This is a genomic window from Halococcus agarilyticus (assembly GCF_000334895.1).
Lineage (GTDB): Archaea > Halobacteriota > Halobacteria > Halobacteriales > Halococcaceae > Halococcus > Halococcus agarilyticus.
This window is the reverse complement of record NZ_BAFM01000005.1, coordinates 82,592-108,290: the sequence shown is the minus strand read 5'-3', so window position 1 is coordinate 108,290 and position 25,699 is coordinate 82,592. Positions and strand designations below refer to the sequence as shown.

Here is a 25,699-nt window from a genome sequence, read left to right as displayed (position 1 = left end):
GTCGGCGTCGAGATCCGTATCTCGGTGGTTCTCGCCGCTGTCGAGTCCGAAAAACGCCCGATCGGCTGCCGGGGCCGAAAGAGGCTACTGTCGCTCGGCCGTCGGTGGCGACGATGGCAACCGAAAACCGGAGCGACACGTTCGACATCGGCGGAGAGGACACGGTCCACCGGCTCGGGTTCGGTGCGATGCGCCTCACCGGCGAGGGGATCATCGGCCCGCCCGACGACGAGGCGGAGGCACGCGAGGTCCTCCAGCGCGCGACCGAGCTCGGTGTCGACTTCATCGACACCGCCGATTCCTACGGCCCGGCGGTCTCCGAGCGGCTGATCGGCGAGGCGCTCGCACCCTCCGACGACGTGTTCGTCGCCACCAAGGGCGGCCTCTGGCGCGACGACCGCGACGGCGCGTGGCCCAAGTGCGGCGACCCCGGCTATCTCCGCAACGCGATCCTCGGGAGCCTCGATCGACTCCGAACGGATACCATCGATCTGTACCAGTACCACCGCATCGATCCCGATGTCGACCACGAGGAGTCGATGAACGCCTTCGCGGAGTTCAAGGACGAGGGGAAGGTCAGCCACGTCGGCGTCTCGAACGTCTCGGTCGAACAGCTCGAAACGGCGCGCGACGTGGTCGAGATCGCCACCGTCCAGAACCAGTACAACGTCGGCGACCGCGAGCACGAGGCAGTCCTCGAGTACTGCGAGGACCACGACATCGGCTTCATCCCGTGGGCACCGCTCGGCTCGGGCGAACTCGACGGGCTCGGCGAGGTCGCAGACAACCACGACGCGACCGAGTATCAAGTGGGGCTTGCGTGGCTGCTCCAGCACTCCCCGGTCATGCTCCCGATCCCGGGCACGTCGAGCGTCGATCATCTGGAGGAGAACGTCGCAGCATCGGCGATCGACCTCTCTGACGACGAGATCGCGACGATCGAGAACTGAGGTCGGCGCTCGCCGGCGTCAGGGCGGTATGCGGTGGCCAGTAGTTTCGGATCCGCTCTCGTGGCGTCACCGGGTCGTGGCCGTGCGGTCGGCTCGTCCATCCGATTCGGCGTCTCGTCCCGCAGCGTCGGTGTCGTCGTGACGAGGACGGAGCGGCTCGATCCGCGGGCCGCGTGCCGTCGATTCCACCCGCGCGTCGATCTCGAACACCTCCGCGAGCAGTTCCTCGGTGACGACCTCCTCGGGTGATCCGCGCGCGTAGATCGCCCCTTCCTTGAGCGCGACCATGTGGTCTGCGTACCGCGCGGCCTGGTCGATGTCGTGGAGGACGAGCACCACCGTAATGTCGCTCTCGTCGCGCAGCGTCTCGACGATCTCCATCACTTCGAGCTGGTGGTGGAGGTCGAGGAACGTCGTCGGCTCGTCGAGCAGCAGGACGCCGGTCTCCTGGGCGAGCACCATCGCGATCCACACGAGCTGTTTCTGGCCGCCGCTCAGGCTCCCGACCTCGCGCTCGCGCAAGTGCTCGACCCCCGCGAGCGAGACGGCGCGGTCGATGGCTCTCCGGTCTTCCTCGGTGAGCGAGTCGAAAAACCCTCGATGGGGGTAGCGACCGTGCTCGACCAGCTTCCCGACGGTGATACCCTCCGGCGAGACGTTCTCCTGGGAGAGCAGGCCGAGTTCGCGGGCGAGTTCCTTGGCGTCGAGGCCGTCGATGGCGCGTCCGTCGAGCCGAACGGTCCCCGCGTCGGGGGCGAGCTGGTCGGCGAGCCCCTTCAGGAGCGTGCTCTTGCCGCTGCCGTTCGGTCCCACCAGCGCCGTGACCTCGCCCGGCGTGACGTGGAGCGACGCCCCGTCGATGACCGGCTCCTCGCCCGAGGGGTAGCCAATGACGAGCTCCTCGCCAGCGAACTCGCTGGCGGTCTCGCTTGCCCCCTTGCGGTGTCCGTTCTGGATGGTGTCACGCTCGATCGTCGCCGTGCCTCCGCCGTCCGTCGCTGGCCTGCTGTCGGTGTCGTTGCCCATTAGAGTTCACCCATGCTGTCTTGCTTTCGCATCAGATAGAGGAAGTACGGCCCGCCGACGAGCCCCGTCACGATCCCGACCGGGATCTGGACCGGGTTGAGCGCGAGGCGCGCGCCGACGTCGGCGGCGACCAGCAGCGCCGGTCCGGCGAACACGCAGCCGATCACGAGCTTCCGGTAGTCGCTGCCGACGATGTTTCTGACCATGTGCGGGACGATCAGCCCGACGAACCCGACGATCCCCGCGACCGCGATGCTCGCCGCCGCGGCGAGCACCGCCACGCCCGAGAGCGCGAAGCGGACCTTCTCGACGCTCATGCCGAGTGACTTCGCCGTGCTCTCGCCGAGCAGGAGCACGTTCAACTGCCGAGAACTGACGAGCGCGAGCGTCATGGCGACGATCGTCCACGGCAGCGCCATCCGCACTTGCTCCCAGTCGGTGCCTGTCAGCGAGCCCGTGGTCCACGCGATCGCCGACTGAACCACGCCGATGTCGTCGGCGAAGAAGAAAAACGCGGTCTGGAGGCTGCCGAACATCGTGCCGACGATCACGCCAGCGAGCACGAGGCGCACGGGCGAGGTCCCGCCTTTCCACGCGATGGCGTAGACGATCAGGAACGCGACCGCGCCGCCGACCGACGCGATCAGCGGCAAGAACGCAGTGAGCCCGCTGAACACCACCAGGGTGAGCAGGATCATCAGGCCCGCGCCCGACGAGACCCCGAGGATGAACGGACTCGCCAACTCGTTGCGGGTCACGGCCTGGAAGATCGCGCCCGACACCGCGAGGTTCATCCCGACGAGCACCGCGACCAGCACGCGCGGGAGGCGGATGTTCCAGACGATCAGGCTGCGTTCGTCCATCTCGGGCACCTCGCCGCCGAGGAAGAACGCTTCGAGTGCTGCTGGATTCAGGAGTACGTCGGGGTCGAACACGGCTCCCCACGCCTGCGCGATCGACATCGAGAACGCTCCGAAGCTCACCTGTATCAGCCCGGCGACGACGACGACCGCGACGCTCCCGAGGACGAGGGTGAGCAGCGAGCCGTCGATCCACCCGAGCCAGCGTTCGCGCGTGGAGGTGGACTCCGTCCCGGTGGCGGGTTCGCTCGCCATCGGTCAGGGGCTCACTTCCGAGGGCTGATGGTTGGTCTCGATCTCACGAGCACGTTCGAGGACGAGTTCGTCGTCGAGGTGTTCGAGGAGTGCCCGCTGGCCCGCTTCGGCGCGAGCGTCGATCTCCTCGTCGGTGAGATACGCCTCGAACAGCAGGTCGACCTCGCGCTCGCGTAGCTCGACCCGGCGCTCCTCGCTCACGTCGGGGTCGTCGGGCAGTTCGTCGTCGAGCCACTCGCGCCAGCGCTCGCGGTCGCGCCACTCCCCGTCGAGTTCGGTCTTCCGCCGCATCCAGTCGTAGCGCTCCGCGGTGGCTTCCGAGTGCCCCCGTTCGTGCCGCACGTCCCTGAGGACTGCCAGCCCGACGCGTCCGCCGCGTCCGGCGGCAATGATCGCCTGTCGGTCGGACTCCTCGGAGGGCGAGGCGACGTAGAGCCCCTCGATTGGCGTGGTCCCGTCCGACTCGGCATAGGAGCGGTCGAAGTGCTCGTGTTCCTCGCCATCGTGCTCGTGGGTCTCGAACATCGCGTCGCCGCCGAGCGGCCGGAGGTACTCGCCGTCGTAGCGCGCCGCTGCGACGACCCGCGCCGCGGTGACGCACTCGCCCTCCTGTGGTTCGACGACGAACCCCTCCCCAGCGCGCTCGACTGACTCGACGAGGTTCGGGACGATTTCACAGCCGGCCTCCTCGGCGTGGGCGTGCATCAACTCGTAGAACGTCCCGATATCGACACCGGTGGGAAATCCGAGGTAGTTCTCCAGATGGGCACACCGCTGAATCGAGGAGCGCCCGCGGTCGAAAACCACTACGTCGAGACCGTGTCTCGCAGTGAACACACCCGCCGAACAGCCCGCTGGGCCGCCGCCGACGATGACGACATCGTGATCGGTCTCGTCCCCTGGTCCGGTCGTGCTCATTCTTGGAAGTCCCCGTTGATGAGGTCCGCGACGCGCTTGCGGTCGAACAGCCGTTCTCCCTGTGGAATCTTGCCGACGGCACTGAACTCTCCGAACTGTTCTGGATACAGCTGCTTTGCGAGCACTTCGCTGACGAACAGGTTGATGATCGGTCCCTGATAGCGCCCGCCGCCGCGGAAGACGTTGCCCTGCTCGACGGCCCGCAACTCGCTGCCGACCTCGCTGTTTTCGAGCGGGGTGACGAACTGCTTCTCGAAGTTCTCCTGGCTCATCGAGAGGGTCGAGTCGAAAAACAGGTACTCGGGGTCGGCTTCGAGCAGCCCCTCGTAGTCGGTCTTCCAGCCGTCCGTGAGGTCGACGTCCACGAAGCCGTTTTCGACGCCGAAGGTTCGGTACTGCCGGGTTGCGACGCCCGCCAACGTTGGGTCAGTGATCATGAACGTCCCCTCTGCGGGTTTCGAGGCGCTGTAGAGTAGGCCGATGCTCGGTGATTTCGAGGGTGCCCGCGAGCGCAGTTCGCCGCGGAACGACTCGTGGAGATTCGTCCACGCCGTCGCGCGTTCGCGTTGCTGGAAGATCTCCCCGGCGAGAGTCACCGCCCCGGGGAGATCGTAGTGCGGGAACGAAAAATCCATCCCGAGCGCCTCTCCGGACCACTCGTTGCGGATGTACGACCCACAGAACGGCGCGACGTTCTCGCCGATTTCCTCGAAGTCCTTTCGTTTCCAGTCCGCGTAACTGGCGAGGAGGATCCGGTCCACGAGCAGCGCGTCGACGTCGAGTTCGTAGAACTGTTCCTTGCCGTACTCGCTCGGGTTTCCGAGGTCCGTGATCCCGTTCGTGTCGAACGCCACTCCCGGCAACAGGTCGTAGTAGCGGGTCGGGTACGGGTCGATGCGCGACATCGCCGCCGGCTCCGATCCGAACGCGAAGCCGACGTCCGTCCACGCGCCGCCGGTCGTCGCGTAGGAGTTCGGCGGCTCGTCGAACGAAACCGGCCCGTAGGGTTTCGGTGTGGCCTCGTAGGACCCCTGCGTCGCGCTCGTCCGTTCCTGCGACGGTTTCGAACCCGTTCGGTCGCTCGTCTCGGCGCTGGTCGAACTGCTGTTCGACCCACCAGCAGCGATCCGATCGCCGCCGCGGTCGTCGTCACCCGAACCACCGATACACCCGGCGAACAACCCACCGCCGACGAGCGCACCACCGTACCTCACGCACTCGCGCCGTGTCAGGGCCCCACGATCGCCGGCCTCTCTCGACATACCAATTAGGCGAGCCTAAATGAATAAAGCGTTTTCGGATTTTCGGCAGACCTAAAAATCGGAAAGTTGTCAGGATAGCACACTACACTCCGGGCACATCGGCGGGCCACCCTCGGGGAGTGCAAGCCCACAGAGAGCATATATCATCACTGTCGGGCGTCGTGGTCTCCGCGAGGATACCGTCGGTCGTCCTCGGTTCGTCTCGACCGTATCGCCTCGACGGTGACGATCCCAGCGAGCATTCGGATCATCGCTGGGCGCACGGAGCCGACTGCTGCCCGAGACGGCGTCCCGGATGGCGAGCGCATCGCACGCTCGGTGGTGGCATCGACGGAGCAGAACCGGCAAAAAGCACTTGCACCTGGTGTCGCACACGTCGATATGGATCGTCGTCGGTTCGTCGCGGCGTTCGTGATCGGTTCCGCCGGCTGTCTCTCGGGCTCGCCACCAGGCGGGATCGGAACGAACGATCGGGGTTCGACGACGGAACGCCGAACCACGACGACCGAGACCGTCGAACCCACGACGATCGCGACGACGACCGAACCGACTGCCACCGGAACCGACACCGAACCGACCGAAGCGGAGCCGACCGACGCCACGGAACTCGACACCGACACGCCTGGCACGCGAACGGAAGATCAGCCCGACCTTCGGGCTGCGCCCGGCGACTGTCCCGAGTACGGCGACGACGTCGTGAAAGTCATCTGCTACGACGTTGCTCCCGATGATGCGCCGATGGTGATGGAACCGTCGCGCTCGTCGCTCGATCTGCCTGGCGAGATGGCGTTCACGCTCCACAACGGCACCGACGGCGTGCTTCAGACGAACTTTTACAGCGCGCGTCTCCACAAGCGAGTCGGCGGCGAGTGGTATCTCGTCGCGCCGCAGGGGTGGCCCGAGCCTCTCACACCGCTTCCCGCTGGCGAGAGCCAGACGTGGACGGTTTCGATGTCGAACGACCCAGAGGAATCGAAGCCGAACGTGGACGAAGCCCGGCTGGCCGTGGGTGGCCTCGGCGGCGGTCGGTACGCGTTCGGGATCGACGGCAACTTCAGAGGCGGAACCTACGAGCGATCGACAGCGTTCGCGGCAACCATCGAGATTCGTGGCGACCCCGTGAAGCTGACGACAACCGACGCCGTCGAGGACGTGAGCGTGGAGGGGGACGTGCTCACGGCCAGCTGGACGGGCGGGAACGCCGAGGGCGAGTACGCCCGCGAGGCGACCTACGTCCTCGAACGAGCCGACAAGACGCCGGACGTGCATCTCATCACCGAGCAGGTCCTTCAGGGGAGACTCATCGGTCAAAAACCGCTCCGCGACGCACTGGCGCTGGCAACCAACCGCGACGTACCCGAAGTGCGCTTGACCGGTCAAACGGCCTCGTCGCCGCCGTTCGGCGTCGATTACCGGGTCATCGGATACGAGGGAACGGCCTACGGGATCAGCGCGAGCGAGACCGGCACCGAAACCGAATCGTAGCGGTCGGTCGTGGCGAGCCGGTCGTCCGCTGCCGCCTGAACGACTGAGTTCGATACTGTCGCTTACTGCGACAGCGTCGTGTCCCGCATGGGCTCGATCCGGGAGGCGTGGTCGGTTTCGTCGCTGTGCATCTCGGCCCGTGATTCCGCTCCGAGCCGCGACGGGTGGAATCCGAACTCACCGCACGTTTCACAGATGACCTTGTACATGGGTTGGCCCCGGGTGCGCCTCCACGCCAAAACATAATCATCTTTCGTACTGGTTCAAATCTTGCCCGTTGCCCGTGGCCATCCGAACCCCGAACACCGACACTCGGGGATACGTGTTTCGTACTGGATCACTCGATAGCTAACTCAAGCGAGTCCTACCACGTGCCGTGGAACGTGTCGAACGAGAGGTTCTCCAGGGGTTCGTTGCCGACCGCGATCTCGTACTCGCCGGGCGTCAGCATCGGCTTGTGGAACTGCGGGCCGTCGTCGGTCGTGATCCGTGGACACCCAGTGTTGACGAACGCGTCCATGTCGAAGTTCCGCAGCCGGTCGGGCGTGACCTCGTCCATCGTGATGAGGTAGGCGTTCTCGTTCTCGTCGACGATCTTCTCGGCCTGGTCGTAGCGTCCCTGGCCGATCTTGGTACAGAAGATCACGCCCCACTTCTCGGCGTCCATCGCGCGATGGACGGCCCCGTACCGTTGCTTCAGGAACTTCTCGGTGTCGGCGACCGAGACGGCGTTGTTGACGGGATCGGCGATCACCACGCGCTTGTCGGGATGTTCCATCGCGAGGCCGAGAGGATGGAACTTCCCGCCACCGACGTAGAGCACCTGGTCGGCGTCGATGTCGGCGGAGGCGTAGTTACAGCCCAGCACCTGACCCTCGTGGGTCAGCCGGTCGTCGCCCCGGCGGGTGTGGACGTCGAATCCCCGCGATTCGAGCCACGCCTGCATCTCCTCGAACTTGTTCATGTGCTGGGCGGTGGTGACGAGCCCGACGTCTGGGTTCTCCCCGGGGTCGTCGAGTTCGTCCAAGGAGTCGGCCATGATCGGCTCGACGTCGACGTTGGAGAAGAGCGGGACGTAGATGATCTTCTCCGACTCCTTCATCGGGGAGTGGCCGAAGTGAACGAACACGTCCGTGCGGCGCATCATGTAGGTGTCGAGGTCGCAGGCTCCGTAGCACGGCTGACCCGAGAGCAGCACCCGCACGTCGTCTGGCAGGAGCGCGCGGAGGTCGTCGGTCACGGCCGGGCCGCGGCGTTTCAGCCCTTCGGGGAACTGGAGGCCGACCTTCTCGGCATCGCGCTCCTCGACTGCTTCGACGATCCGTTCCAACTCGTAGTCCCACTCCCGATCGTGTTTGAGCGCCATCCCCGTTCGCGTGAGATCGCCCGCAGAGGTATCCGACTGGTGGCTCATTGAGTGGTCTTACGCGTCGTAACGTTTAGTCTCGGGGTTTCGGACGAACGAGCACCGCGAGTGAGTCCGAGGCTCGTCACGAGCGCAGCGAAGTGATAGCGTTCCGTTGCTCTCACACGTCGCGATCACCACCCAACCCCTCGACGGCGCGGCCGACGAGCGTGGCTTCGGCCTTCCGGAGGTGCTCGGCGGCAGTCCCCGGTGCGCAGTCCAGCCGGTCGGCCACGTCGGCGACCGTGGCCTCACGGGGAGCCTCGTAATAACCGAGATCGATCGCTGTCGTCGCCGCTTCCGCCTGACGGTCGCTCAGCGCGCTCGCGGTCTCGATCGTCCCGGCGTCGTAGCTGCCGACGCTCCGGATCTCGGCGTCGACGCCCGACGGGGCCTCGTCGATCGCGGTCTGGAGGGCGTCGGCGCTCCCGACGACGGTGAGATCGATGGTGCGGTCGCTGCGGTATTCGAGCGGCGGCATCACGACGAGGTTGCCGTGGGTGAACGCGTCGGTCAACTGGCGTGCCTCGGCGTCGAGTCGTTCGCGGACGTAGACGTAGAACGTCTCCCCCTCGCCCGGAACGATCTCGAACTCCAGTGCGGTCTCGACGGTTTCGAGCGCCGCCGCGTACGGATCTGGATCCCCCTCGACCGAGAAAATCATGGTGTTGGTCTCGCCGACGGCGGGGTTCCACTGGAGCAGGCGGTACGAGCCGTACCCCTCCCGGTCGGCGACGAACGCGTGCATCGGATGGATGACGTCCTCGCTCTGCCCCAATCGGACGTCGAGATATCTCATGTCCGGCGTCGCGGACGGACAGTAATAAACGTCCCTCACCAGCGAGGCAGAACGTCCTCGACATACCGGGCCGAATCGCCGGCAGAAGCCGGCCGAGCGCGCCGGCATCCCACATCATGAGTTCGCAGTCACCCGTCGAAGCACCTGCTCGATCCGCCGACGAACCGCTCGCGGAACTGCTCGCACCCTACACCGTCGCCCGCGACGACCACCACAATGCGCCGGGGTTCGTGGTCCGTCCCGACGAGGTTCGGGACGCGCTGTTCGTGCTGCGCGACGAGGCGGGGTTCGATCACTGTTCGTGCGTGACCGCCGAGGAGTACGAGGATCGATTCGAGTCGATCTACCACCTGAAAAAGTACGATAATCCGACCGACGAGGTGAGTATCGTCGTGCCGACCCCCCGAGAAAATCCGGTGAGCCAGAGCGCGGAACCGATCTACCGGACGGCAGACTGGCACGAGCGCGAGGCGTACGACCTGGTGGGAATCGAGTACGAAAATCATCCAGACCTCCGACGGATCCTGCTGCCCGAGACGTGGCAGGGCCACCCGATGGGGCTCGATTACAACCAGGACAGACCCCAGATCGTCACGCTCGAATCACACGCCAACCCGCTCGAAGACGATCATCAAAGTGGGGGTTCGGACACGATGTTCCTCAACATCGGACCGCACCACCCCGCGACCCACGGCGTGCTCCACATCGAGGCGGTGCTCGACGGTGAGCAAGTGGTCGGGGTCGAGCCCGATCCGGGCTACCTCCACCGGTGTGAGGAACAGCTCTGCCAGAGCGGGACCTACCGCCACGAGATCATGCCCTACCCCGATCGGTGGGACTACCTCGGCGGCCAGATCCTGAACGAGTGGTGTTACGCCCGGACCGCCGAGAACCTCGCGGACCTCGACGTCCCGGAGTACGCCCAGGTGATCCGGACGATGACCGGCGAGCTGTCGCGGATCCTCGCGCATCTGCTCGCGATCGGCACGTTCGCGCTCGACATCATCGGCGAGTTCACCGTCGTGTTCATGTACGCGATCCGCGACCGCGAGATCGTCCAGAACATTCTGGAGGATCTCACGGGCCAGCGCCTGATGTTCAACTACCTTCGGCTTGGCGGCGTGGCGTGGGATCTGCCCGAGCCCCGCGCGGCGTTCTTCGAGAAGATCCGTGCGTTCCTCGACGAACTCCCGGGGAAGATCGACGAGTACCACGACCTACTGACCTCGAACGAGATATTCCAGATGCGGTGTCTCGACACCGGCGTGCTCGACAGCGAAACCGCCAAGCAGTACGGCTGCACCGGACCCGTGGCGCGCGCCTCGGGCGTCGATTACGACCTCCGGCGCGACGATCCCTACGGCTACTACGACGAACTCGACTGGGACGTCGTGACCGCCGAGGAGGGCGACAACTACGCCCGCGTGCTCTGTCGACTCCGCGAGATCGAACAATCCGCGCGGATCGTCGAGCAGTGTGTCGATCTTCTCGAAGACTGGCCCGAGGACGATCGCGAGATCCAGTCGAACGTTCCCCGGACGCTTCGGCCCGACGACGGTGCGGAGATCTACCGAGCAGTCGAGGCCGCGAAAGGGGAACTCGGCATCTACATCCGCTCCGATGGAACCGACGAACCCGCCCGGTTCAAGATCCGGAGCCCGTGCTTTTCGAACCTCCAGGCGCTCCCCGAGATGGCCGAGGGTGAGTACGTCCCCGACCTGATCGCGTCGCTCGCGAGCCTCGACATCGTGCTCGGCGAGGTCGACCGCTGACGATCACGACACTATTGACACTCGGGGATTGAAGCCACCCGCCCGCTAACATGCGCTCATGCCTGCCGATCTCCCGCTCGAACACGTCTCGATCGAACCGGACGTTGCCACCGACGGCCCCGCGCCGGCGGTGTTCGTCCTCCACGGTCGCGGTGCCGACGAGGAGGATCTGCTTCCGGTCGCGCAGCGCCTCCCCGACGAACTCCACGTCATCAGTCTTCGCGCGCCTGAGCCGCTGATGGGTGGGTACACGTGGTACGAGCTCGACGTTCCCGACGGCGATCTCCACGAGAGCCAGCCCGTGATGGAGGAGTTCCGCCGGAGTCTCGATCTCGTGAGCGAGACGATCGACGCCACAACCCGCGCGTACGACCTCGATCCAGATCGGATCGGCCTGTTGGGGTTCAGCCAGGGTGCGATCTCGTCGCTCTCGCTGCTGATCGAGGCCCCTGACAGGTTCGCGTGGGTCGTCGCGCTCCACGGCTATCTCGCCGAGTCGCACGCCGACGCCGAGCCCGACGGCATCGAGGACACGCCGGTGTTCGTGGGATCGGGGACCGCGGACCAGATCATCCCGTCGAGCCGTGCCCAGACGGCGGCCGACCGCCTGCGCGAACTCGGGTGTGCGGTCGAGGCCCACGAGTACGGGAGCGCCCACGGGATCGCGCCGGACGAGCTCGCGGACGTGGTCGAGTGGGTCGACGCGCGCCTCGCCTGACCCACGCCTGGCCTGAACTGCCGACCGCGCCACCGCCACATTGAAGCGAGTCACGACCCAAACACGGACGATGAGCACCGAACCGGAACTCGACGCGGAGACCGACGCCGACGCCGAACCGATGGCCACCGCGGGCCGGCCCGAAGACCTCGCCGGCGACCTCGGCAGCGCGATCGCCGACACGCCCGAGTACGAGCGGTTCGCCGAGGCGAAAGCCGAGGTGGAACGAAGCCCCGAGGCCCAGGAGAAGGTTCAGGAGTTCGAGCGGCTCCGCGACGAGTTCATGCTCGCGCGCCAGACCGGCGAGGCGACCGAGGAGGACCTCCGGAACCTCCAGAACGCCCAGCAGGACCTCCACGAGATCCCGGCAATGGCGGAGTTCCTCGAAGCGCAGAACCGACTCGACGCCCGGCTCGAACGCATCGGCGACGCGGTTTCGGTCGAACTCGACTTCGACTTCGGCGATCGGATCGGCGCGTGCTGTCAGGACTAAACCCCACTTTTTTACTTCACCCCCGTTGCTCGCTCCCTCCGGTCGCTCGCAAGAGGGTTCGCAAAAACCTGGACTAAAAACACCCGCTCGCTCACTTCGTTCGCTCGCGGCAGGATTGCTGGCGCTCTCCGCAATCCGCACCGCACCACCGAAGCCCTCGCGCCCTAACGGGCGCTCGCCCTTCATCCGCCAGGACCGCACCGCACAGCAATCTCGCCAGCGGATGCCGTCCGAGCTGGTGGATTTTTTGATGGGAGAAACGAAATCGGGTGGTATGGATCACAATCGTCGGACTGCACTCGCGGCGTGGACGGTCATCGTCCTCGGCGGCATCGGTGGTTTCGTCGCGGTTTCCGTGCTCGCTGGCCATCTCGTCTGGACGTTCCCGGCCGTCTACGTGGCAGCGCTCGTCCCCGCGATCGTGGCCGGCGTTCTCCCGCTGCCGGGTCATCCGCTCAGCGAACATCTGTTCGCCACGGACTGAGGAATCGCTCACCACGGGGAGCCGATCCCAGCCCCGGACGCTTCGAGGGATTTAGGCCGTTCGCCCGCGCGCATCCGGTGATGGTCGACTCAGATTGGAACGACTGGCTGCCACGAGCGGTCGCCGACGCCGACCCCGACGGCGTGGCGATCTGGTATCTCGGCTGTAACGGCTTCGCGTTGACCGATGGCGACACGACATTGTTCGTCGACCCGTATCTCGGTCTCGGCGATCCGCCCCGCACGATCAGGATGATCCCGGTGCCGTTCGATCCGACCGACGTCGAGGCGGCCGACGCGATGCTCGCGACTCACGAACACACCGACCACGTCCACGGCCCCTCGCAGGCTCCGATCCTCGAAGGTACTGGTGCAACCTTTCACGCGCCCGACGACAGCCTCACGGTCGCGCGCGAGGACGAGCGCTGGACCGAGGAGTGGAACGTCGACGACGAGCAACTCGACGAGGTGACAGAAGGCGATACGATGGAGATCGGCGATTTCACGATCCACGTCGAGGAGGCTCACGACCCCGATGCGACCCACCCGGTGAGCTATGCCATCGAACATCCTGCTGGGACGTTCTTCCACGGCGGCGACACCAAACCGAGCGAAGCGTTCGAGCGGATCGGCGAGGAGTACGACATCGATCTCGCGGCGCTCGCGTTCGGCAGCGTCGGTCGGATCCCCGACAAGGAGAGCCGCGAACCGACCCGGACACGGTGGTACAACGACGAGAACCAGGCCGTCGAGACCGCCGCCGCCCTCCGCACCGATCGCCTTCTCCCGACTCACTGGGACATGTGGAAAGGTCTCACCGCCGACCCGACCGCACTCCACCACCACGTCGGGAGCTTCGAGCACCCGAACGCGCTCGAAATCGTCGAGATCGGCGACCGCGTCGATCTGTAACCCCTCGAAGCGACGTTCCCACCGCCCCCACGGCTCGCCGCGCGACGATCTGCCACGGCAGTTCATTACACTATTATCGGTTAATCACCCTCTCCCCGAACAAACCGATTAATGAATATTATCATGATCAACCATAACAGTTTTTTTAGTGAGATGTCCTGGGTGGCGATGCGGCGAGCGCGGCGGGCCGACGCGACGGCGCGCTCGGGTCACGACGCCGACCGCGAGCGACTGCTGGCGGACGAGGAGCGCCGTTGCCGTCGTGGCCCACTCGACGCCACGAAACCGAACGCAACCCACGAGAACGAATCCACAATGCCAACGCCCGAAGAACTCATCGGAGACACGGACGTCTTCACGAAGGACATCGACAACCCCGCAGCCGAAGAGCTGCGCGAGATGCTCGACACCCAGGACTACGTGTTCGCGCCGGGCATGTACCACGCCCTCGACGCCCGGCTCGCGGAGATGGCGGGCCACGACGCCGCCTACATGAGCGGGTACTCCACGGTGTTGGGTCAGTTCGGGTTCCCGGACCTCGAAATGGTCACGATGACCGAGATGGTCGAGAACGCGAAGCGGATGGTCGAGGCGACCCACCTCCCCGTGATCGCCGACTGCGACACCGGCTATGGGGGAATCCACAACGTCCGGCGCGCGGTGCGCGAGTACGAGAAGGTCGGGGTTGCCGCGGTCCACATCGAGGATCAGGTGACGCCGAAGCGATGCGGCCACATCGCGGGCAAGCAGATCGTCCCGCGCGAGGACGCCCAGGCCCGCTTCGAGGCCGCCGTCGACGCGAAGCAGTGTGAGGACACCGTGATCATCGCGCGCACCGACGCCTACGGCTCCGCGAACGGCGACTGGGAGGAACACCTCGAACGCGGCCGGCTCTACGCCGATGCCGGCGTCGACATCGTCTGGCCCGAGATGCCCGATCCCAGCCGGGAGGACGCCGTGGAGTACGCCGAAACCATCCACGAGACCCACCCCGATCTCGATCTCGCGTTCAACTACTCGTCGAGCTTCGCGTGGTCCGCGGAGGACGACCCGCTGACGTTCGAGGAGCTGGGCGATCTCGGGTACGTCTACCAGTTCATCACCCTGTTCGCGCTCCATTCGGGCGCGCACGCCGCCTACGAGGACATGAAGAACCTCGCCGAGAACGGCGAGGAGGCTCAGTTCGATCTGGAGGAGCGCTACATCGGCCACGAGACCGAGTCCCACCACGCGCTCTCGTTCGTCGACAAGTTCCAGGACACCGAGATGCGCTTCGACCCCGAGGCGCGCTCGCGCATCGAGGGCTCCGAGGGGTTCTCGGACGACGACCAGGAGCTCCAGACCGCCGAAAGCGACGACTGAACGCTGTTCCGTCGCTTCACGCGACACTCCGTGGAGCGATTTTTCACCCACACCGAACCATGAAGTACCCGATCGAACAAGGAAGATACGCATCATGAACGACGAACCACACCGAACACGAACCGTGTCGCGGATCGACGCGATCCGCTCCGATGAGGGACCGAGATGACGGGACGAACCCACGACGAGCGACTCCACGACCGAAAGTTCGTGCGGACGTTCTTCACCTCACCGACGGCGGTCGAGGGCGAGGACGAGTCCGCGAAGATGATCCGGAGCGCCAGCGGACTCCGGGGGATGCAGGCCCCCGACGTGTGGGTGCCGGACAACGAGGACGCCACCGCGCCCTCGATGCGCGACGAGGGCGCAGAGAATATCGTCGAGGTCCTCGCCGAGAACGGTGCGGAGTTCCCGGGCGAGGTCCATCCACGGGTGGTGTGGCACCGCGACAGCCCAGCCACCCGCTACCAGGGGTTCCAGCACATGCTGGAGATCGCCGACCCCGAGAACGGGGCCGTCGAGCATCTCGACGGGTTCGTGATCCCCGAGGTCGGGGGGATCGACGACTGGAAGAAGGCCGACGAGTTCTTCACCATCGTCGAGGAGGCGCACGGTCTCGACGAGGGATCCCTCGCGATGTCGGTCATCATCGAGAGCGGCGCGGCCGAGCTCGCGATGGGCGAGCTGCGCGAGGAGATGGGCAAACCGACCAACAACCTCGAACGCCTGTTCATGCTGGTCGACGGCGAGGTCGACTACACCAAGGACATGCGGGCGATCACGCCGACAGGTAATCTGCCGCCGTGGCCCGAACTCCGCCACAACACCTCGCGAGGGGCGAGTGCTGCGGGGTTGATCGCGGTCGACGGGCCGTACGACGACATCCGCGACGTCGAGGGATATCGTGAGCGCATGACCGACAATCAGGCCAAGGGCATGCTCGGCATCTGGTCGCTGACGCCGGGCCAGGTCGTCGAGGCGAACCGATCGCCGCTCCCACCGGAGGACGGGAGCTGGCTCCTCGACGACGGTACCCAGCAGGTCGAACTCGACGAGCAAGGCGACACGCAGGTCTACGGCGGCGATCGGCTGTCACTCGCCGAAAGCGGTGACAGCTACGTTCTCGCTGTCGGTGGCGACGAGCAGGAACTCGACGAGGACGGCCTCCGCGAGGAACTGCTCGACAGGGCGGAGTACGTCCCGAGCATGGACGACATCGTGGACTCGATGGAGGAGTTCGAGGCGGCGAGAGAGGCCGGCACGGGCGCGATCGCGATGGAGCGCTCGGCGACGCTCGCGATCGACGGCGTCGAGGTCGATATCAGCAACGATCGGATGTGGGACGAGGCGACCTACCAGGCCGCGATGACGCCGGTCAGCCTGTTCCAGGACGTCTACGAGAATCGCCCGGACCAGCACGACGACCTCGCCGAGATGTACGGGGAGAGCGTCGTCAATCGGGCGATCGACGTCGGGACCTGATTCCCGGATTCACTCCCCTCGCTCCGGCGCTTCGGGGGATCGAACCGGCGAACTCAGTCGTCGAGGCCGACCTCGGGCCGTGCGGTGGCGGTCGTGAGTTCGTAGCGGTTCTGGCGCGCGTCGTGGATACAGACCCCCTTCTCGACGGCCTCGATCCGTTCGAGCTGATCGAGCGCGTTGCGCACCGTCCGCCCCGAGAGCCGGGAACGCTGAATGATCTCCTTTTGGGTGAGCGAGGCGTTGTACTCGAGGACCTTGAACACGAGCTTCGCGCTCGGCGAGAGGCTGTCGAGCCTCTCTTCGTCGGGATCACTCATCAGCCACACTACGGTCCGGCGGGGAATAAACGTATCGGCGATCCGATAATTTGATGGCTGGATTATAAACTCGTCTGACTGGTTCGGCGAGGCGACCGGGCACCTTCGTCACCCATCGTCGAGCGTCGAGTCCGGGGATCGAACCGGACGAATCGGGTCGATGGATCACCGATCGAAAACACGTCCTCGTCGATACCGCACGTCTCATCACGAGGGATCGACTCGAGCCGATCGAGAGAACACGATGACCGGCGAGAACTCCGACCAACCGATCGACGACTCACCAGAGCGAGATCGCGAGTCGACGGAAGCGCGGCTCCTCCAGCTCGCGAGCCTCGGTGATCGAGCCGACGCGCTCGTGCACGAGCACCCGGAGCTGCTGACGGACGTGGTGAGAGGGCTGACCGAGATCGATACGGCCGCGTTCGTCTCGGCGAACCCCGAGGTCGCCGACCGGCTCCAGGAACTGCTCTGGACGGGCCTGTGCGAGGCTGTGGGAGGGGACGCCCTCGACGACGTTTCGACGGTGGCCACCGTCACCTTCGCGGCCGAGGACTGCTCGCTGGCGGGCCACCTCGAAATCGACGGGGAAGCGGGGACGATCGCGGGCGGACCCGGTCGGGCCGAGAACGGCGACGTCACCATTGCCGGCGAGGCGGACGTGCTCGTCGGATTGCTCGCCGGCGACATCGACCCCAAACTGGGGTATCTGCGTGGCCGATTCGAGATCGACGGATCGACCGGAACGGCGATGACCCTGGCTCCGCTCCTCAGTAGACTCTCCGGGCAACTCCCCGGGTGAGTCGAGGGCAGTCGGAGACGATCCGAAGCGACCCACGAGACCGCGTCGTTCGGAAAGCACCGCCGTACCCGATAGCGCAGTCTCGCTGTCTGTGGCCGTCTAGCTATCGTCCCCTTTCGATGGAGTGGTACCGATCACACCGAGACAGGGGTCCGATCGATCGCAGACTCTATATCGCGACATGAGATTTACGGGACGGGTTTCGGACACCTGGATGTGGGGGTGACAGTCATTCGACTTCACGTCGAACCTGATTCATGATCGCTTGGGTGACGAAGTGACGCTTCGAGGCCGGCGAGTCGAACTCGTCGAGGACGTCGTCGGTATCGCCGATCCAGACGCCGACTGTGGTTCCACTACAGTCGTTGAACATACCAACCCCTGCGATCTGCAAGGATAAAGATCTCCGCGAAGTCGGTCGTGGGGGCCAAATGGTACGATATTAGGATGCATCTCCAAATTAGTGAAATCATGTTATTCGAAACCCCTTGGTCGTCGCTCTTGCCGGTCGAACGTATCCAAGGCGGTTCGTCAGTATGTGGCGTACCGACACAAACAAATACTATCTAACATATAGATAGTGGTAAACAGATGGCTGAAGAGTTGACCGACACTGCAAAACCAGGGCAGCGTTTGGAATCCGCAAGTGGAATCGGTTGCGGCAAGAAATCCTCTCCCGGGATGGTCGCCAGTGCGTCAACTGCGGAGCACAGGCAAATCTGGAGGTACATCACGTTGTACCACTTCAGCGTGGTGGAACGAACAAGCGAACGAACTTGGTAACGGTCTGTAGGTCATGTCACAATGATTCGCACGATCAAAAAGTATACGATCCGAACACCGAGACGGAACACGAACGGTGGCTACCGACAATTGATGAGGTTCGCAAGCTGATCCGGACAACTCGTCACCCGCTGAAGCGAGCGGTCATCGGACTACTCGCCAAAACTGGTATCGGTGTCGGCGAACTCTGCAACCTACAGCTGCGAGATGTTTTTCTCAACGATACGGATGTCTCCGAAGCATACGGTATTGGAGAGTCCGAATGGATCGAAGACGGTTTCCCAGCAATTCGAATCCGGGCGGAGGGTGAGGAGACGTACCCACCCCGAAGAGAGCGAGTAGAAACCACAATTATTCCACTCGACAGCCAAACATGCTGGATACTGAAGTGCTGGTTGATGGTTCGTCCAGATTCGCACCGGTCACTCCGCCCACTGTTCCTCAGCACCCAGTCATGGGGAAATAGATTGTCTCTGCTGGCCGTTCACGCTTTAGTAAAGTCACAGGCTACATCGCTGGGATTCACCAACGACGACTCCGAACTGAACAGTCTCACGCCGTACACCCTTCGATATTTTTTCGCCGAACGGTTCCCGGGTCAGCCGACCGTTCGTGAGCACATACTCAAGGGACAGTCTGAACCAGTGCCCTTTGAGGAATTAGCCATACACTACACGAACAACGTATTTGATTTATGACTTATCGAGATTTATCTCGCTATACAGGACCCCCGGACGATCATAGGGTACTTCATACACTGTTTTGCTGGCTCAGCTGGCAAAAGAGTAGTCATCGGCTGCGATCTAAGAGCGTCTATAGAGCTACAGGGGAACATTGATACCGAGGGCGGATCGTTGCTCACGTAATGGCGAGCGAGACGGACGCCGATCAGAAAGTCGTCAAAGCCTACGTTCCAGCGTATCAGAAAGAAGAGTGGCGAGAACACGCGAATGAGCTGGAGATGAGTCAGAGCGAGTTTATCAAGATCATGGTGCAAGCTGGCCGACGTGATTTCACCTTCAGCTCCGACGAGGCCGGACAAATGGATACTGTGGACGAAGCCCCTGGGGTCGAGGGCCTCGAAAGCCGAGTGCTCAACGTTCTCGACGATGGGTACTGCTCGTGGGACGAACTCGTCGAATCGCTTATCGAGAACATCGAGGAACGACTCGAGACCACGCTCCAACGCCTTCAGAGCGAAAACCAGGTCCGGTACAGTGGCCGTCACGGAGGGTACACTATCGAGAACTCCGATGGCGACTGAAGCAACCGAGGCAACCGACGATGCGATCGCGTATTTCGTTCAGGACCTCGAGTACCACGGGCGTTCGGAGCGCACGCGCGAGGCCTACGAGCGTGTCCTCCGGCGGTTCGAGGAGTTCCTCGCGGACCCCGACCGATGCTCCGGTGGCCCACTCATGCCGGCCGAGGCCGGACGGCGTGAGTGCATGGCATGGATCCACTCGATCAGAGCAACGCACAGTCAGAGCACGGTAGCGACCTACGCTTCCTATCTACATCGGTTCTACGCCTACATGACACAGGTCGAAACGTTCGAATCGAACCCCATGGCGCTCGTGGTGGAAGAGATGGACGAAACCATCGAGAAGGACCCTCAGAGACGGGACATTCCGTTATCGGCGATGTGCCGGTTCGTCGGGAGCGTTGACCACCCGCTCGACCAAGCAGTACTCGTGACGCTGCTGAAAACCGGCATGCGCGTGGGTGAGCTCTGTAACCTCGATCTGCGGGACCTCGCGCTCGATGATGAGGACCTCAACGCAGCGTATCCCCTCGGCGATCGAGGTCAGTTGAGCGGTCGATCCGAGTCGATGTACGTCGCAAGCGACGTGAGTCAGGGGGATGCCGTCAACGGTGAGGAACGGGGTGCTTCGAACAAGCGGCGACGCGCGACGATGATTCCAGTCGACGACGAGCTCCACGCCATGCTCAAACGGTGGCTTGCCGTTCGTCCTGACGCCGTTTCGGCCGCTGAACCGCTGTTTCTCAGCACGAGGGACGACTGGGGAGAGCGCCTCACGCCACCAATGGTGCGCTCGCTCGTCTCGAAGCGCGCTCGAACGATGGGCTGGTACGAGTCCGGCGGCGGTGCGACCGAAAACGTCACTCCCCACTACTTCAGGCACTTCTTCACGACACACCTCCGGGATCGTACCGGCGACCGCGGTGTCGTCAAGTACCTCCGCGGCGACGTCGCCGACGACGTGATCGACACCTACACCCACAACTGGGGCGATCGAGTCCGAAATGTATACGAGAACAACATATACCGGATTCTTGACCGATAACGAACATGGTCGGCAGCGGACGAGTAAATCATATTCTGCTATATCAACTGAGGTAGTGTTGCCCCCTACTTGGCAGGAATATTTAGTATTATTTTGACGCGAGTCCACTCGCAGCCCCAGGAGACGCTTGACCGAGCGGGGTCGCCACACCAGTAGTCCTTTGATCGATGATGCGCGTACCGCGATGGAAAACGACGATCTGCTCGCCACGTCGTCGTTGATGCGTGTGTGGACGCTCGACTGTCTTGGGACGGGAGTTCACACCTCGTCCCGGGCTGGCCGTGGCCGCAACGATCGAAGGAAGAACAGGACGCTCGTCGTCAGCGGCGAAGCACGCAACGAATCCGTGCAGGAGTACCACGTCGTGAGGTGACACCATCGTGGCTATCGGGGAGCAGTAGCTGCCGACACAGTCGCTTCATTCTGAAGTCATCGCTCTGCAGGCATGGCCACGGGAAGGTATCTGGACGATACCTCGTCTGTATCTACGTCTTGTCGCCAGAACTACTTAAAGGACCGACGGACCACGCGGTCGTTCGCTCGGAACCACGACCGAAGGGACGGGATAGCCGTTCGGACCGTCGCGCGTGCGCAGCCGTCAGGCTTCCTCTTCGGTCTCGGTGTCGGTACCGAAGACGCTCGATATCCGGGTGCGCCACGCGTCGAGCTCCTCGACGTCCTCGCGGAGATCGTCCAGCCACGCCTGGGTCTCCTCGATTTCGGCCCGCGCGTCGGCGATGCCCTTGTCGAGTGCGTCGATGTCGGTCGCGTGCTCGTCGGTGCGCTCGGCGAGATCGTCGATTCGGGTCGTGGTTTCGTCCGTCCGTTCGGCGAGCCGGTCGACGTCGGTCTCGGTCTCCTCGGTGCGCTCACCGAGGCGGTCGATGGTCGTCTCGTTGTCTTCGGTACGCTCGGCGAGATCGTCGACCTCGCTTTCGATGGTGTCGAGCCGGTCGGACGCGTCCTCGATCACCTCGCGACCCGTCCCGTGCTCGTCGATGAACGCTTCGAGCGCGTCGCTGTAGGCTTCGAGATCACTGATCCGCGACTGGAGGTGGGCGAGACGGGCCTCGTCGCTCCCGCTCCGGCCGAACTCCTCGACGAGAAGCTCTCGGTCCGCCGCCGAGAGATCTCCGTCGCGGATCTCCGCCGCGAGCGCCGCGCCGACGCTGCCCGTTCCGCCGGTCGAGGTCGTCGACGTTCCACCGGTCGACGTTCCGCCAGGCGTTTCGACGTGGCTGTCGTCCTCACCGTCGGACGCGTCGACGGCCGTGACGTCGATCACCGGATCGCCCGTGACCTGGCTGGAATCGAGATCGACGTTGCGGACGCCGTAGACGGTCCGGTACTCCTCGCTCGGAGCGAGCCGTCGCTCGAAGACCGCGTAGCCGTCCTCGATCGACCAGTGCTCGCCGCCGTAGTCCGGGTTGAAGCCGAGATCGTTCGCCGAGACGCCTTCGGGGCCGCGTCCACGAGGCGAACCACCGCTGCGCTCTCGCGTTCGGACGCGAGATCGAAGGTGATCGCCGGAACGGGGAACTCGTCGGTTTCGTAGGCCTTCCGGACGGTGATGCCGTCCGACGAGACGGTGACGCCCGGCGACGTGTCCGTGTCGCTCATGGCTACGCATCCGGTCACTTGCATATAAATCTTCAGCGCTGACGTCCCGTGGTCCGTTCGTCCCAGAACCAACCGGGGGAGCGTCGACGACCGACGGTGTCGGTCGGGATCTTGGTTCCCCAGGGAGAGAACGACTCGTGAGGCTGCAACCGAGCGTCCGGATCGAGTCCGCGACCCACGCTCCGAGCGTGCCGCGACTGCACCGATCGAGGACAGCGACGGGCCACGACGTCACGGTTCGCTCGGCGATCGTTTCGGGCGAGATTCCGGCATAGGTTTTTGAACGTCGCCGTGCGAACCAGTAGACATGGACGAACCAGCGACGCGAACCGGCGACGGCGAGCAGCGCTCGCGACGGGCGTTTCTCGGTGGGACGGCGCTCGTCGGCGGAACGCTGGCGCTCTCGGGCATCGGCAGTGCGGCCAACGACAGCTCCGATGACGCGAACACGACTCCGAGCGACGTGGAGATCCTGAACTACGCGTTGACCCTCGAACACCTGGAGTACGCCTTCTACGAGGAGTTCCTCGCGAATCATACGGAAAGCGAGGTCGAGAACTCGGCGGTGGCGCAGTACTTCGCGCGGCCGACGCTTCGCTACTCGACCTACCAGCAGATCGAGGATGTCCGGGATCACGAGGGAGCCCACGTCGAGGCGCTCACGGAGACCATCGAGAAACTCGGCGGCACGCCCGTCGAGCCCGCCGCATACGAGTTCCCCTATGAGACGATGGAGGAGTTCGTCGCGATCGCCGACCGCCTCGAAGCCGTCGGGGTGTCGGCCTACGCCGGGGCCGCGCCGATGATCGACGACGAGGACGTGCTGAAGGCCGCACTCAGCATTCATTCGGTGGAGGCCGAACACCAGACGTACTTCCAGCTCCTGAACCTCCAGCGACCGTCGCCCGACGCGTTCAACACCGCGCGCTCGATGGACCAGGTGCTCCCGATCGCGAAGCAGTTCGTCGTCGGGACAGGCGGTGGCGGCGACGACGGTGGCGATGGCGGCGATGACGGGACGGACAGCGCCGGTCAGCTCTCGGTCGTCGCCCTCCAGGCGGACGCGGGCGGCGACGACGCCGCGAACCTGAACGACGAGTTCGTGACCTACGGCAACACCGGCGACGCCCCGCTCGACCTCTCGGGATGGACGGTGACGGACGCCGACGGAACGACGTACACGTTCCCCGACGGCGTGACGCTCGAACCGGGCGCGGAACTCACGCTGTACACCGGGAGCGGCAGCGACACCGACACCGAGTTCTACTGGGGGCAGGAGAACGAAGTCTGGGAGAACGGTGCGGACACCATGACCGTCAGGAACGCGAGCGGCGAGGTCGTTCTCCAGCGGTCGTACCCGTAGTTCGACGCTTCGACCTTTCGCGTTCCCCTCGGCGGTCGGACGATCATCGTCGGGTCGGTCGGCCCCACGATGGGCAAAGACCAAGAACCGGCCGAGTGATGGAACAGTCACGATACGATGCCCGACGGTGACGACAGCGGCGAGGAGGAGTACGGCGGCTTCGTCTTCGAGAACGGCGAGTCCGCCGATCACGGCGATGAGGCGGGCCTCCTCGACGGAACCGACACGAGGCGGATCGCCGCGGCGGTGTTGCTCTCGCTCGCCATCATCGTGTTCGCCGTCTTCGTGCTGCAGCCGTTCGTGACCGGGGCGGCGACGAATCTGTTCGGCGGGGATTCCTCGCCCGGATCGGGATCCGGGAACGCGACGAGCACGACGACCGCCGGCGAGACGAGCAGCCTGGCCGACACGGCGGGGGAGACGACACGCGACCGTCGGACGACCGACGCAACGGCCACGACGGGGCAAGGTCAACCGACGTCGGTCACGACGACGGCGACACCGACGGTGGAGTCGACGGCGCCAGGCACGCCGACGCGAACGGCGAACCGAACCACCGCGAACGCGACCGCCAGCGCGAACACGACTACCGCCACCGCGACCGGGCGCTCACCGGTGATCGAGTCGTTCACCGTCACCGATCGCTCCGCCGGCGGGAACGCCAGCTTCGCCGTCGCGTGGAACGTCACCGATCCCGACGTCGATCTCGCGAGCATCCAGGTGACGATCGTCGCCGACCCCGACGGCGAGGCCACGACCGTCGCACAGCGTCGGTTCGACGCGGGTGGACAGAGCACCGTCGGCGACGGAACGTTCGAGATACCTGAAGGCAGCGGCGGAGTCTACGAAGTCCGGCTGGAGGTCGTCGACGCGGCCGACAACAGCGTCTTCGCGCTCAGGCGTGAGGTCGCCGACGGGGAACCAGACGAGTGAGCACTGCGGGGAGCCGACCCGTGGATCGAGCCCTGGCGCGATCACAGCTCGTCGTAGATCGCACGGAGACGCGCGCCGTCGTGCGCCCAGCTGTACCGGTGTTCGACCGCCCGTCGACCGTTCTCCCCGCACTCGCGCGCGCGGTCGGGATCGGCGAGCTCGTTCAGCGCCCTGCCAATCGCCGCGCCGTCGCCGGCGGGCGCGACGCGGCCACAGCCCGTCCGTGAGACGATCCGTGCGAGCGGCGCGACGTCGGTCGCCAGCACCGGGACGCCCATCGCCATGTACTGGAAGAGCTTGTGCGGGACGGTGGTCTCGGTGTGGGCCGTTGCGGCGTGTGGGACCGCGCAGACGTCGCTCGCGGCGATGTAGCCGGGCACGTCGTCGAAGTCGACCCAGCCCGTGAGCGTCAGTCGATCCCGAACCCCGAGCGAGCGCGCGAGGCGTTCGAGACCGGTCACGTAGCCCTCGTTGCCCTTCCCCACGAGCACCAACTGCGCGTCCGATCTGGTTTTGGCGAGTTGCGCGACCCCCTCGATCAGCGTGTCGAGACCGCGGTGTTCGGTGAAATTTCCCACGTAGGAGATCACGAACGAGTCGTCGGGATCGAAGTCGAGATCCGTGGGGGAGTCGGTCGCGTCGGGATCGAACGCGTCGAGATCGACGGTGTTCGAGACGATCGTCACCCGTTCGGGAGCCGCACCGCAGTCCCGGAGGTAGTGTGCGCGCGCCTCCTCACACACCGTGATCGTGCGCTCGGCGTTCCGGACCGCGTGGCGTTCGAGGCGCTTGAGTCGGGTCGGCGAGAGGAATATCCGCTGGATCAGGTCTTCAGGGTCGCGCGCAATCTCGCGCCAGCCCCGCATCCGGTGGATCTGGCGGACCGCTTCGGGATAGTTCTCGTGGAGGTCGGCGATCACCGGCACGTCGTGGTTCTCGCCCACCGCGAGCGCGGTCTTCACCAGCGGGAGATCGTGGACGTGAATCGCGTCGATCGACCCGCCGGGCAGGTCCTCGTCGGCGAGTTTTTCGAGTTCCCGCCGCCAGACCGGATGGACGGCGGTCGCGACGTAGCGTGCGCCGTCGACGAGGCCCCGTGGACCGGTGAACAGCTCGTCGACGGGCAGCCGCTGAACGTCGATCCCGTCGATCCGCTCGAAAGTGGGTTCGGCCGGCCCGCCACGACAGAGCAGCGTGATCTCGTGGCCGGCCGCGCGGAGCGTGGCAGCCTCCTTTTCCACCCGGACGTCCGGCGGGAACCGCTCCGGGAGGAGCATACAGATGTGCATGGTCAGATGGAAGACGGCGGAGTGTGTGGTCGATGGCTCGTCACGAGTGAGGTTTTCGACGCTCGGCTTTCGCTCTTGTGGTCGGCTGTGATTCTCGCTGT

The 25,699-nt window shown here is 64.8% G+C and carries 25 protein-coding genes; 15 read left to right on the top strand and 10 right to left on the bottom strand.

From position 1 onward, the window contains the following. Positions 1 to 113: 113 nt before the first annotated feature. A complete protein-coding gene (locus tag TX76_RS05605) occupies positions 114 to 950 on the top strand; it encodes an aldo/keto reductase (protein WP_049900113.1) in 837 nt (278 codons plus the stop codon). 66 nt (positions 951 to 1,016) lie between these two features. Here the strand turns inward: TX76_RS05605 and TX76_RS05600 are convergent, their stop codons facing one another. Genes TX76_RS05600 through TX76_RS05585 form a run of 4 tightly spaced genes read right to left on the bottom strand, consistent with a single transcriptional unit; the run spans position 1,017 to position 5,271 of the window. Next, positions 1,017 to 1,976, bottom strand: a complete 960-nt coding sequence (locus TX76_RS05600; protein WP_049900112.1) for an ABC transporter ATP-binding protein — start codon at positions 1,974 to 1,976, stop codon at positions 1,017 to 1,019. Further along, positions 1,976 to 3,091, bottom strand: coding sequence for a FecCD family ABC transporter permease (locus TX76_RS05595; protein ID WP_049900109.1), 1,116 nt, complete (start codon positions 3,089 to 3,091; stop codon positions 1,976 to 1,978). Before TX76_RS05595 ends, TX76_RS05600 begins: the two co-directional genes overlap by 1 nt. A 3-nt stretch (positions 3,092 to 3,094) precedes the next feature. After that, positions 3,095 to 4,009: an NAD(P)/FAD-dependent oxidoreductase gene (locus TX76_RS05590; protein WP_049900106.1), complete on the bottom strand. Its 915-nt coding sequence runs from the start codon at positions 4,007 to 4,009 to the stop codon at positions 3,095 to 3,097. Then, positions 4,006 to 5,271 carry an ABC transporter substrate-binding protein gene (locus TX76_RS05585; protein WP_049900104.1) on the bottom strand — a complete coding sequence of 422 codons (1,266 nt, stop codon included), beginning with the start codon at positions 5,269 to 5,271 and terminating at the stop codon, positions 4,006 to 4,008. Before TX76_RS05585 ends, TX76_RS05590 begins: the two co-directional genes overlap by 4 nt. A 381-nt stretch (positions 5,272 to 5,652) precedes the next feature. Between TX76_RS05585 and TX76_RS05580 the strand changes: the two genes are divergently transcribed. Continuing rightward, positions 5,653 to 6,756 (top strand): hypothetical protein, encoded by a 1,104-nt coding sequence (locus TX76_RS05580; RefSeq protein ID WP_049900101.1) that lies wholly within the window; start codon positions 5,653 to 5,655, stop codon positions 6,754 to 6,756. 364 nt (positions 6,757 to 7,120) lie between these two features. Here TX76_RS05580 and dph2 read toward each other — a convergent pair whose 3' ends face one another. Both dph2 and TX76_RS05570 read right to left on the bottom strand, forming a co-directional pair. Next, positions 7,121 to 8,170, bottom strand: coding sequence for a diphthamide biosynthesis enzyme Dph2 (dph2, locus tag TX76_RS05575; protein WP_049900098.1), 1,050 nt, complete (start codon positions 8,168 to 8,170; stop codon positions 7,121 to 7,123). A 112-nt stretch (positions 8,171 to 8,282) separates the two neighbouring features. Beyond that, complete coding sequence (locus TX76_RS05570; RefSeq protein WP_049900095.1) at positions 8,283 to 8,960, bottom strand: helix-turn-helix domain-containing protein; 678 nt, start codon at positions 8,958 to 8,960, stop codon at positions 8,283 to 8,285. 116 nt (positions 8,961 to 9,076) lie between these two features. On the opposite strand from TX76_RS05570, the gene TX76_RS05565 reads away from it, so the two are divergent. The 7 genes from TX76_RS05565 to aceB all read left to right on the top strand — a co-directional run bounded on the left by TX76_RS05565 (position 9,077) and on the right by aceB (position 16,182). Continuing rightward, positions 9,077 to 10,732 (top strand): NADH-quinone oxidoreductase subunit D, encoded by a 1,656-nt coding sequence (locus TX76_RS05565; protein ID WP_049900092.1) that lies wholly within the window; start codon positions 9,077 to 9,079, stop codon positions 10,730 to 10,732. A gap of 58 nt (positions 10,733 to 10,790) precedes the next feature. Then, on the top strand, positions 10,791 to 11,450 hold the full coding sequence (locus TX76_RS05560; protein WP_049900090.1) for an alpha/beta hydrolase: 660 nt from the start codon (positions 10,791 to 10,793) through the stop codon (positions 11,448 to 11,450). A 70-nt stretch (positions 11,451 to 11,520) separates the two neighbouring features. Then, positions 11,521 to 11,943, top strand: coding sequence for a YlbF family regulator (locus TX76_RS05555; RefSeq protein WP_049900088.1), 423 nt, complete (start codon positions 11,521 to 11,523; stop codon positions 11,941 to 11,943). A gap of 274 nt (positions 11,944 to 12,217) precedes the next feature. Then, a complete protein-coding gene (locus tag TX76_RS05550; RefSeq protein ID WP_049900085.1) occupies positions 12,218 to 12,427 on the top strand; it encodes a hypothetical protein in 210 nt (69 codons plus the stop codon). Positions 12,428 to 12,507: 80 nt separating this feature from the next. Further along, positions 12,508 to 13,338: an MBL fold metallo-hydrolase gene (locus TX76_RS05545; RefSeq protein ID WP_049900082.1), complete on the top strand. Its 831-nt coding sequence runs from the start codon at positions 12,508 to 12,510 to the stop codon at positions 13,336 to 13,338. Between the two features lie 315 nt (positions 13,339 to 13,653). Then, complete coding sequence (aceA, locus tag TX76_RS05540; protein WP_049900330.1) at positions 13,654 to 14,700, top strand: isocitrate lyase; 1,047 nt, start codon at positions 13,654 to 13,656, stop codon at positions 14,698 to 14,700. Between the two features lie 165 nt (positions 14,701 to 14,865). Continuing rightward, a complete protein-coding gene (aceB, locus tag TX76_RS05535) occupies positions 14,866 to 16,182 on the top strand; it encodes a malate synthase AceB (protein WP_049900081.1) in 1,317 nt (438 codons plus the stop codon). A 53-nt stretch (positions 16,183 to 16,235) separates the two neighbouring features. On the opposite strand, the gene TX76_RS05530 is transcribed toward aceB, so the two are convergent. Further along, positions 16,236 to 16,499, bottom strand: coding sequence for a MarR family transcriptional regulator (locus TX76_RS05530; RefSeq protein ID WP_049900078.1), 264 nt, complete (start codon positions 16,497 to 16,499; stop codon positions 16,236 to 16,238). Positions 16,500 to 16,743: 244 nt separating this feature from the next. Between TX76_RS05530 and TX76_RS05525 the strand changes: the two genes are divergently transcribed. Continuing rightward, positions 16,744 to 17,301 (top strand): SCP2 sterol-binding domain-containing protein, encoded by a 558-nt coding sequence (locus tag TX76_RS05525; RefSeq protein WP_049900077.1) that lies wholly within the window; start codon positions 16,744 to 16,746, stop codon positions 17,299 to 17,301. A gap of 229 nt (positions 17,302 to 17,530) precedes the next feature. Here TX76_RS05525 and TX76_RS18000 read toward each other — a convergent pair whose 3' ends face one another. Then, the gene (locus tag TX76_RS18000) at positions 17,531 to 17,674 is read right to left on the bottom strand and encodes a hypothetical protein (RefSeq protein ID WP_195156003.1); all 144 of its coding nucleotides are present in this window, start codon (positions 17,672 to 17,674) and stop codon (positions 17,531 to 17,533) included. Between the two features lie 283 nt (positions 17,675 to 17,957). On the opposite strand from TX76_RS18000, the gene TX76_RS18630 reads away from it, so the two are divergent. The 3 genes from TX76_RS18630 to TX76_RS05515 all read left to right on the top strand — a co-directional run bounded on the left by TX76_RS18630 (position 17,958) and on the right by TX76_RS05515 (position 20,393). Then, entirely contained in the window at positions 17,958 to 18,782 is an 825-nt protein-coding gene (locus TX76_RS18630; protein ID WP_195156002.1) for an HNH endonuclease, read from the top strand. Between the two features lie 167 nt (positions 18,783 to 18,949). Continuing rightward, positions 18,950 to 19,348, top strand: coding sequence for a DUF5805 domain-containing protein (locus TX76_RS05520; protein ID WP_049900074.1), 399 nt, complete (start codon positions 18,950 to 18,952; stop codon positions 19,346 to 19,348). Further along, complete coding sequence (locus TX76_RS05515; protein WP_049900071.1) at positions 19,338 to 20,393, top strand: tyrosine-type recombinase/integrase; 1,056 nt, start codon at positions 19,338 to 19,340, stop codon at positions 20,391 to 20,393. Before TX76_RS05520 ends, TX76_RS05515 begins: the two co-directional genes overlap by 11 nt. A 598-nt stretch (positions 20,394 to 20,991) precedes the next feature. On the opposite strand, the gene TX76_RS05505 is transcribed toward TX76_RS05515, so the two are convergent. Continuing rightward, positions 20,992 to 22,023 carry a hypothetical protein gene (locus TX76_RS05505; RefSeq protein WP_228842314.1) on the bottom strand — a complete coding sequence of 344 codons (1,032 nt, stop codon included), beginning with the start codon at positions 22,021 to 22,023 and terminating at the stop codon, positions 20,992 to 20,994. Between the two features lie 297 nt (positions 22,024 to 22,320). Here TX76_RS05505 and TX76_RS05500 point away from each other — a divergent pair, with 297 nt between their 5' ends. Then, entirely contained in the window at positions 22,321 to 23,376 is a 1,056-nt protein-coding gene (locus TX76_RS05500) for a ferritin-like domain-containing protein (RefSeq protein ID WP_049900067.1), read from the top strand. 117 nt (positions 23,377 to 23,493) lie between these two features. Further along, positions 23,494 to 24,309 (top strand): hypothetical protein, encoded by an 816-nt coding sequence (locus tag TX76_RS05495; RefSeq protein ID WP_049900065.1) that lies wholly within the window; start codon positions 23,494 to 23,496, stop codon positions 24,307 to 24,309. A 41-nt stretch (positions 24,310 to 24,350) separates the two neighbouring features. Here the strand turns inward: TX76_RS05495 and TX76_RS05490 are convergent, their stop codons facing one another. Continuing rightward, positions 24,351 to 25,598, bottom strand: a complete 1,248-nt coding sequence (locus TX76_RS05490) for a glycosyltransferase family 4 protein (RefSeq protein WP_049900063.1) — start codon at positions 25,596 to 25,598, stop codon at positions 24,351 to 24,353. Positions 25,599 to 25,699 lie beyond the last annotated feature (101 nt).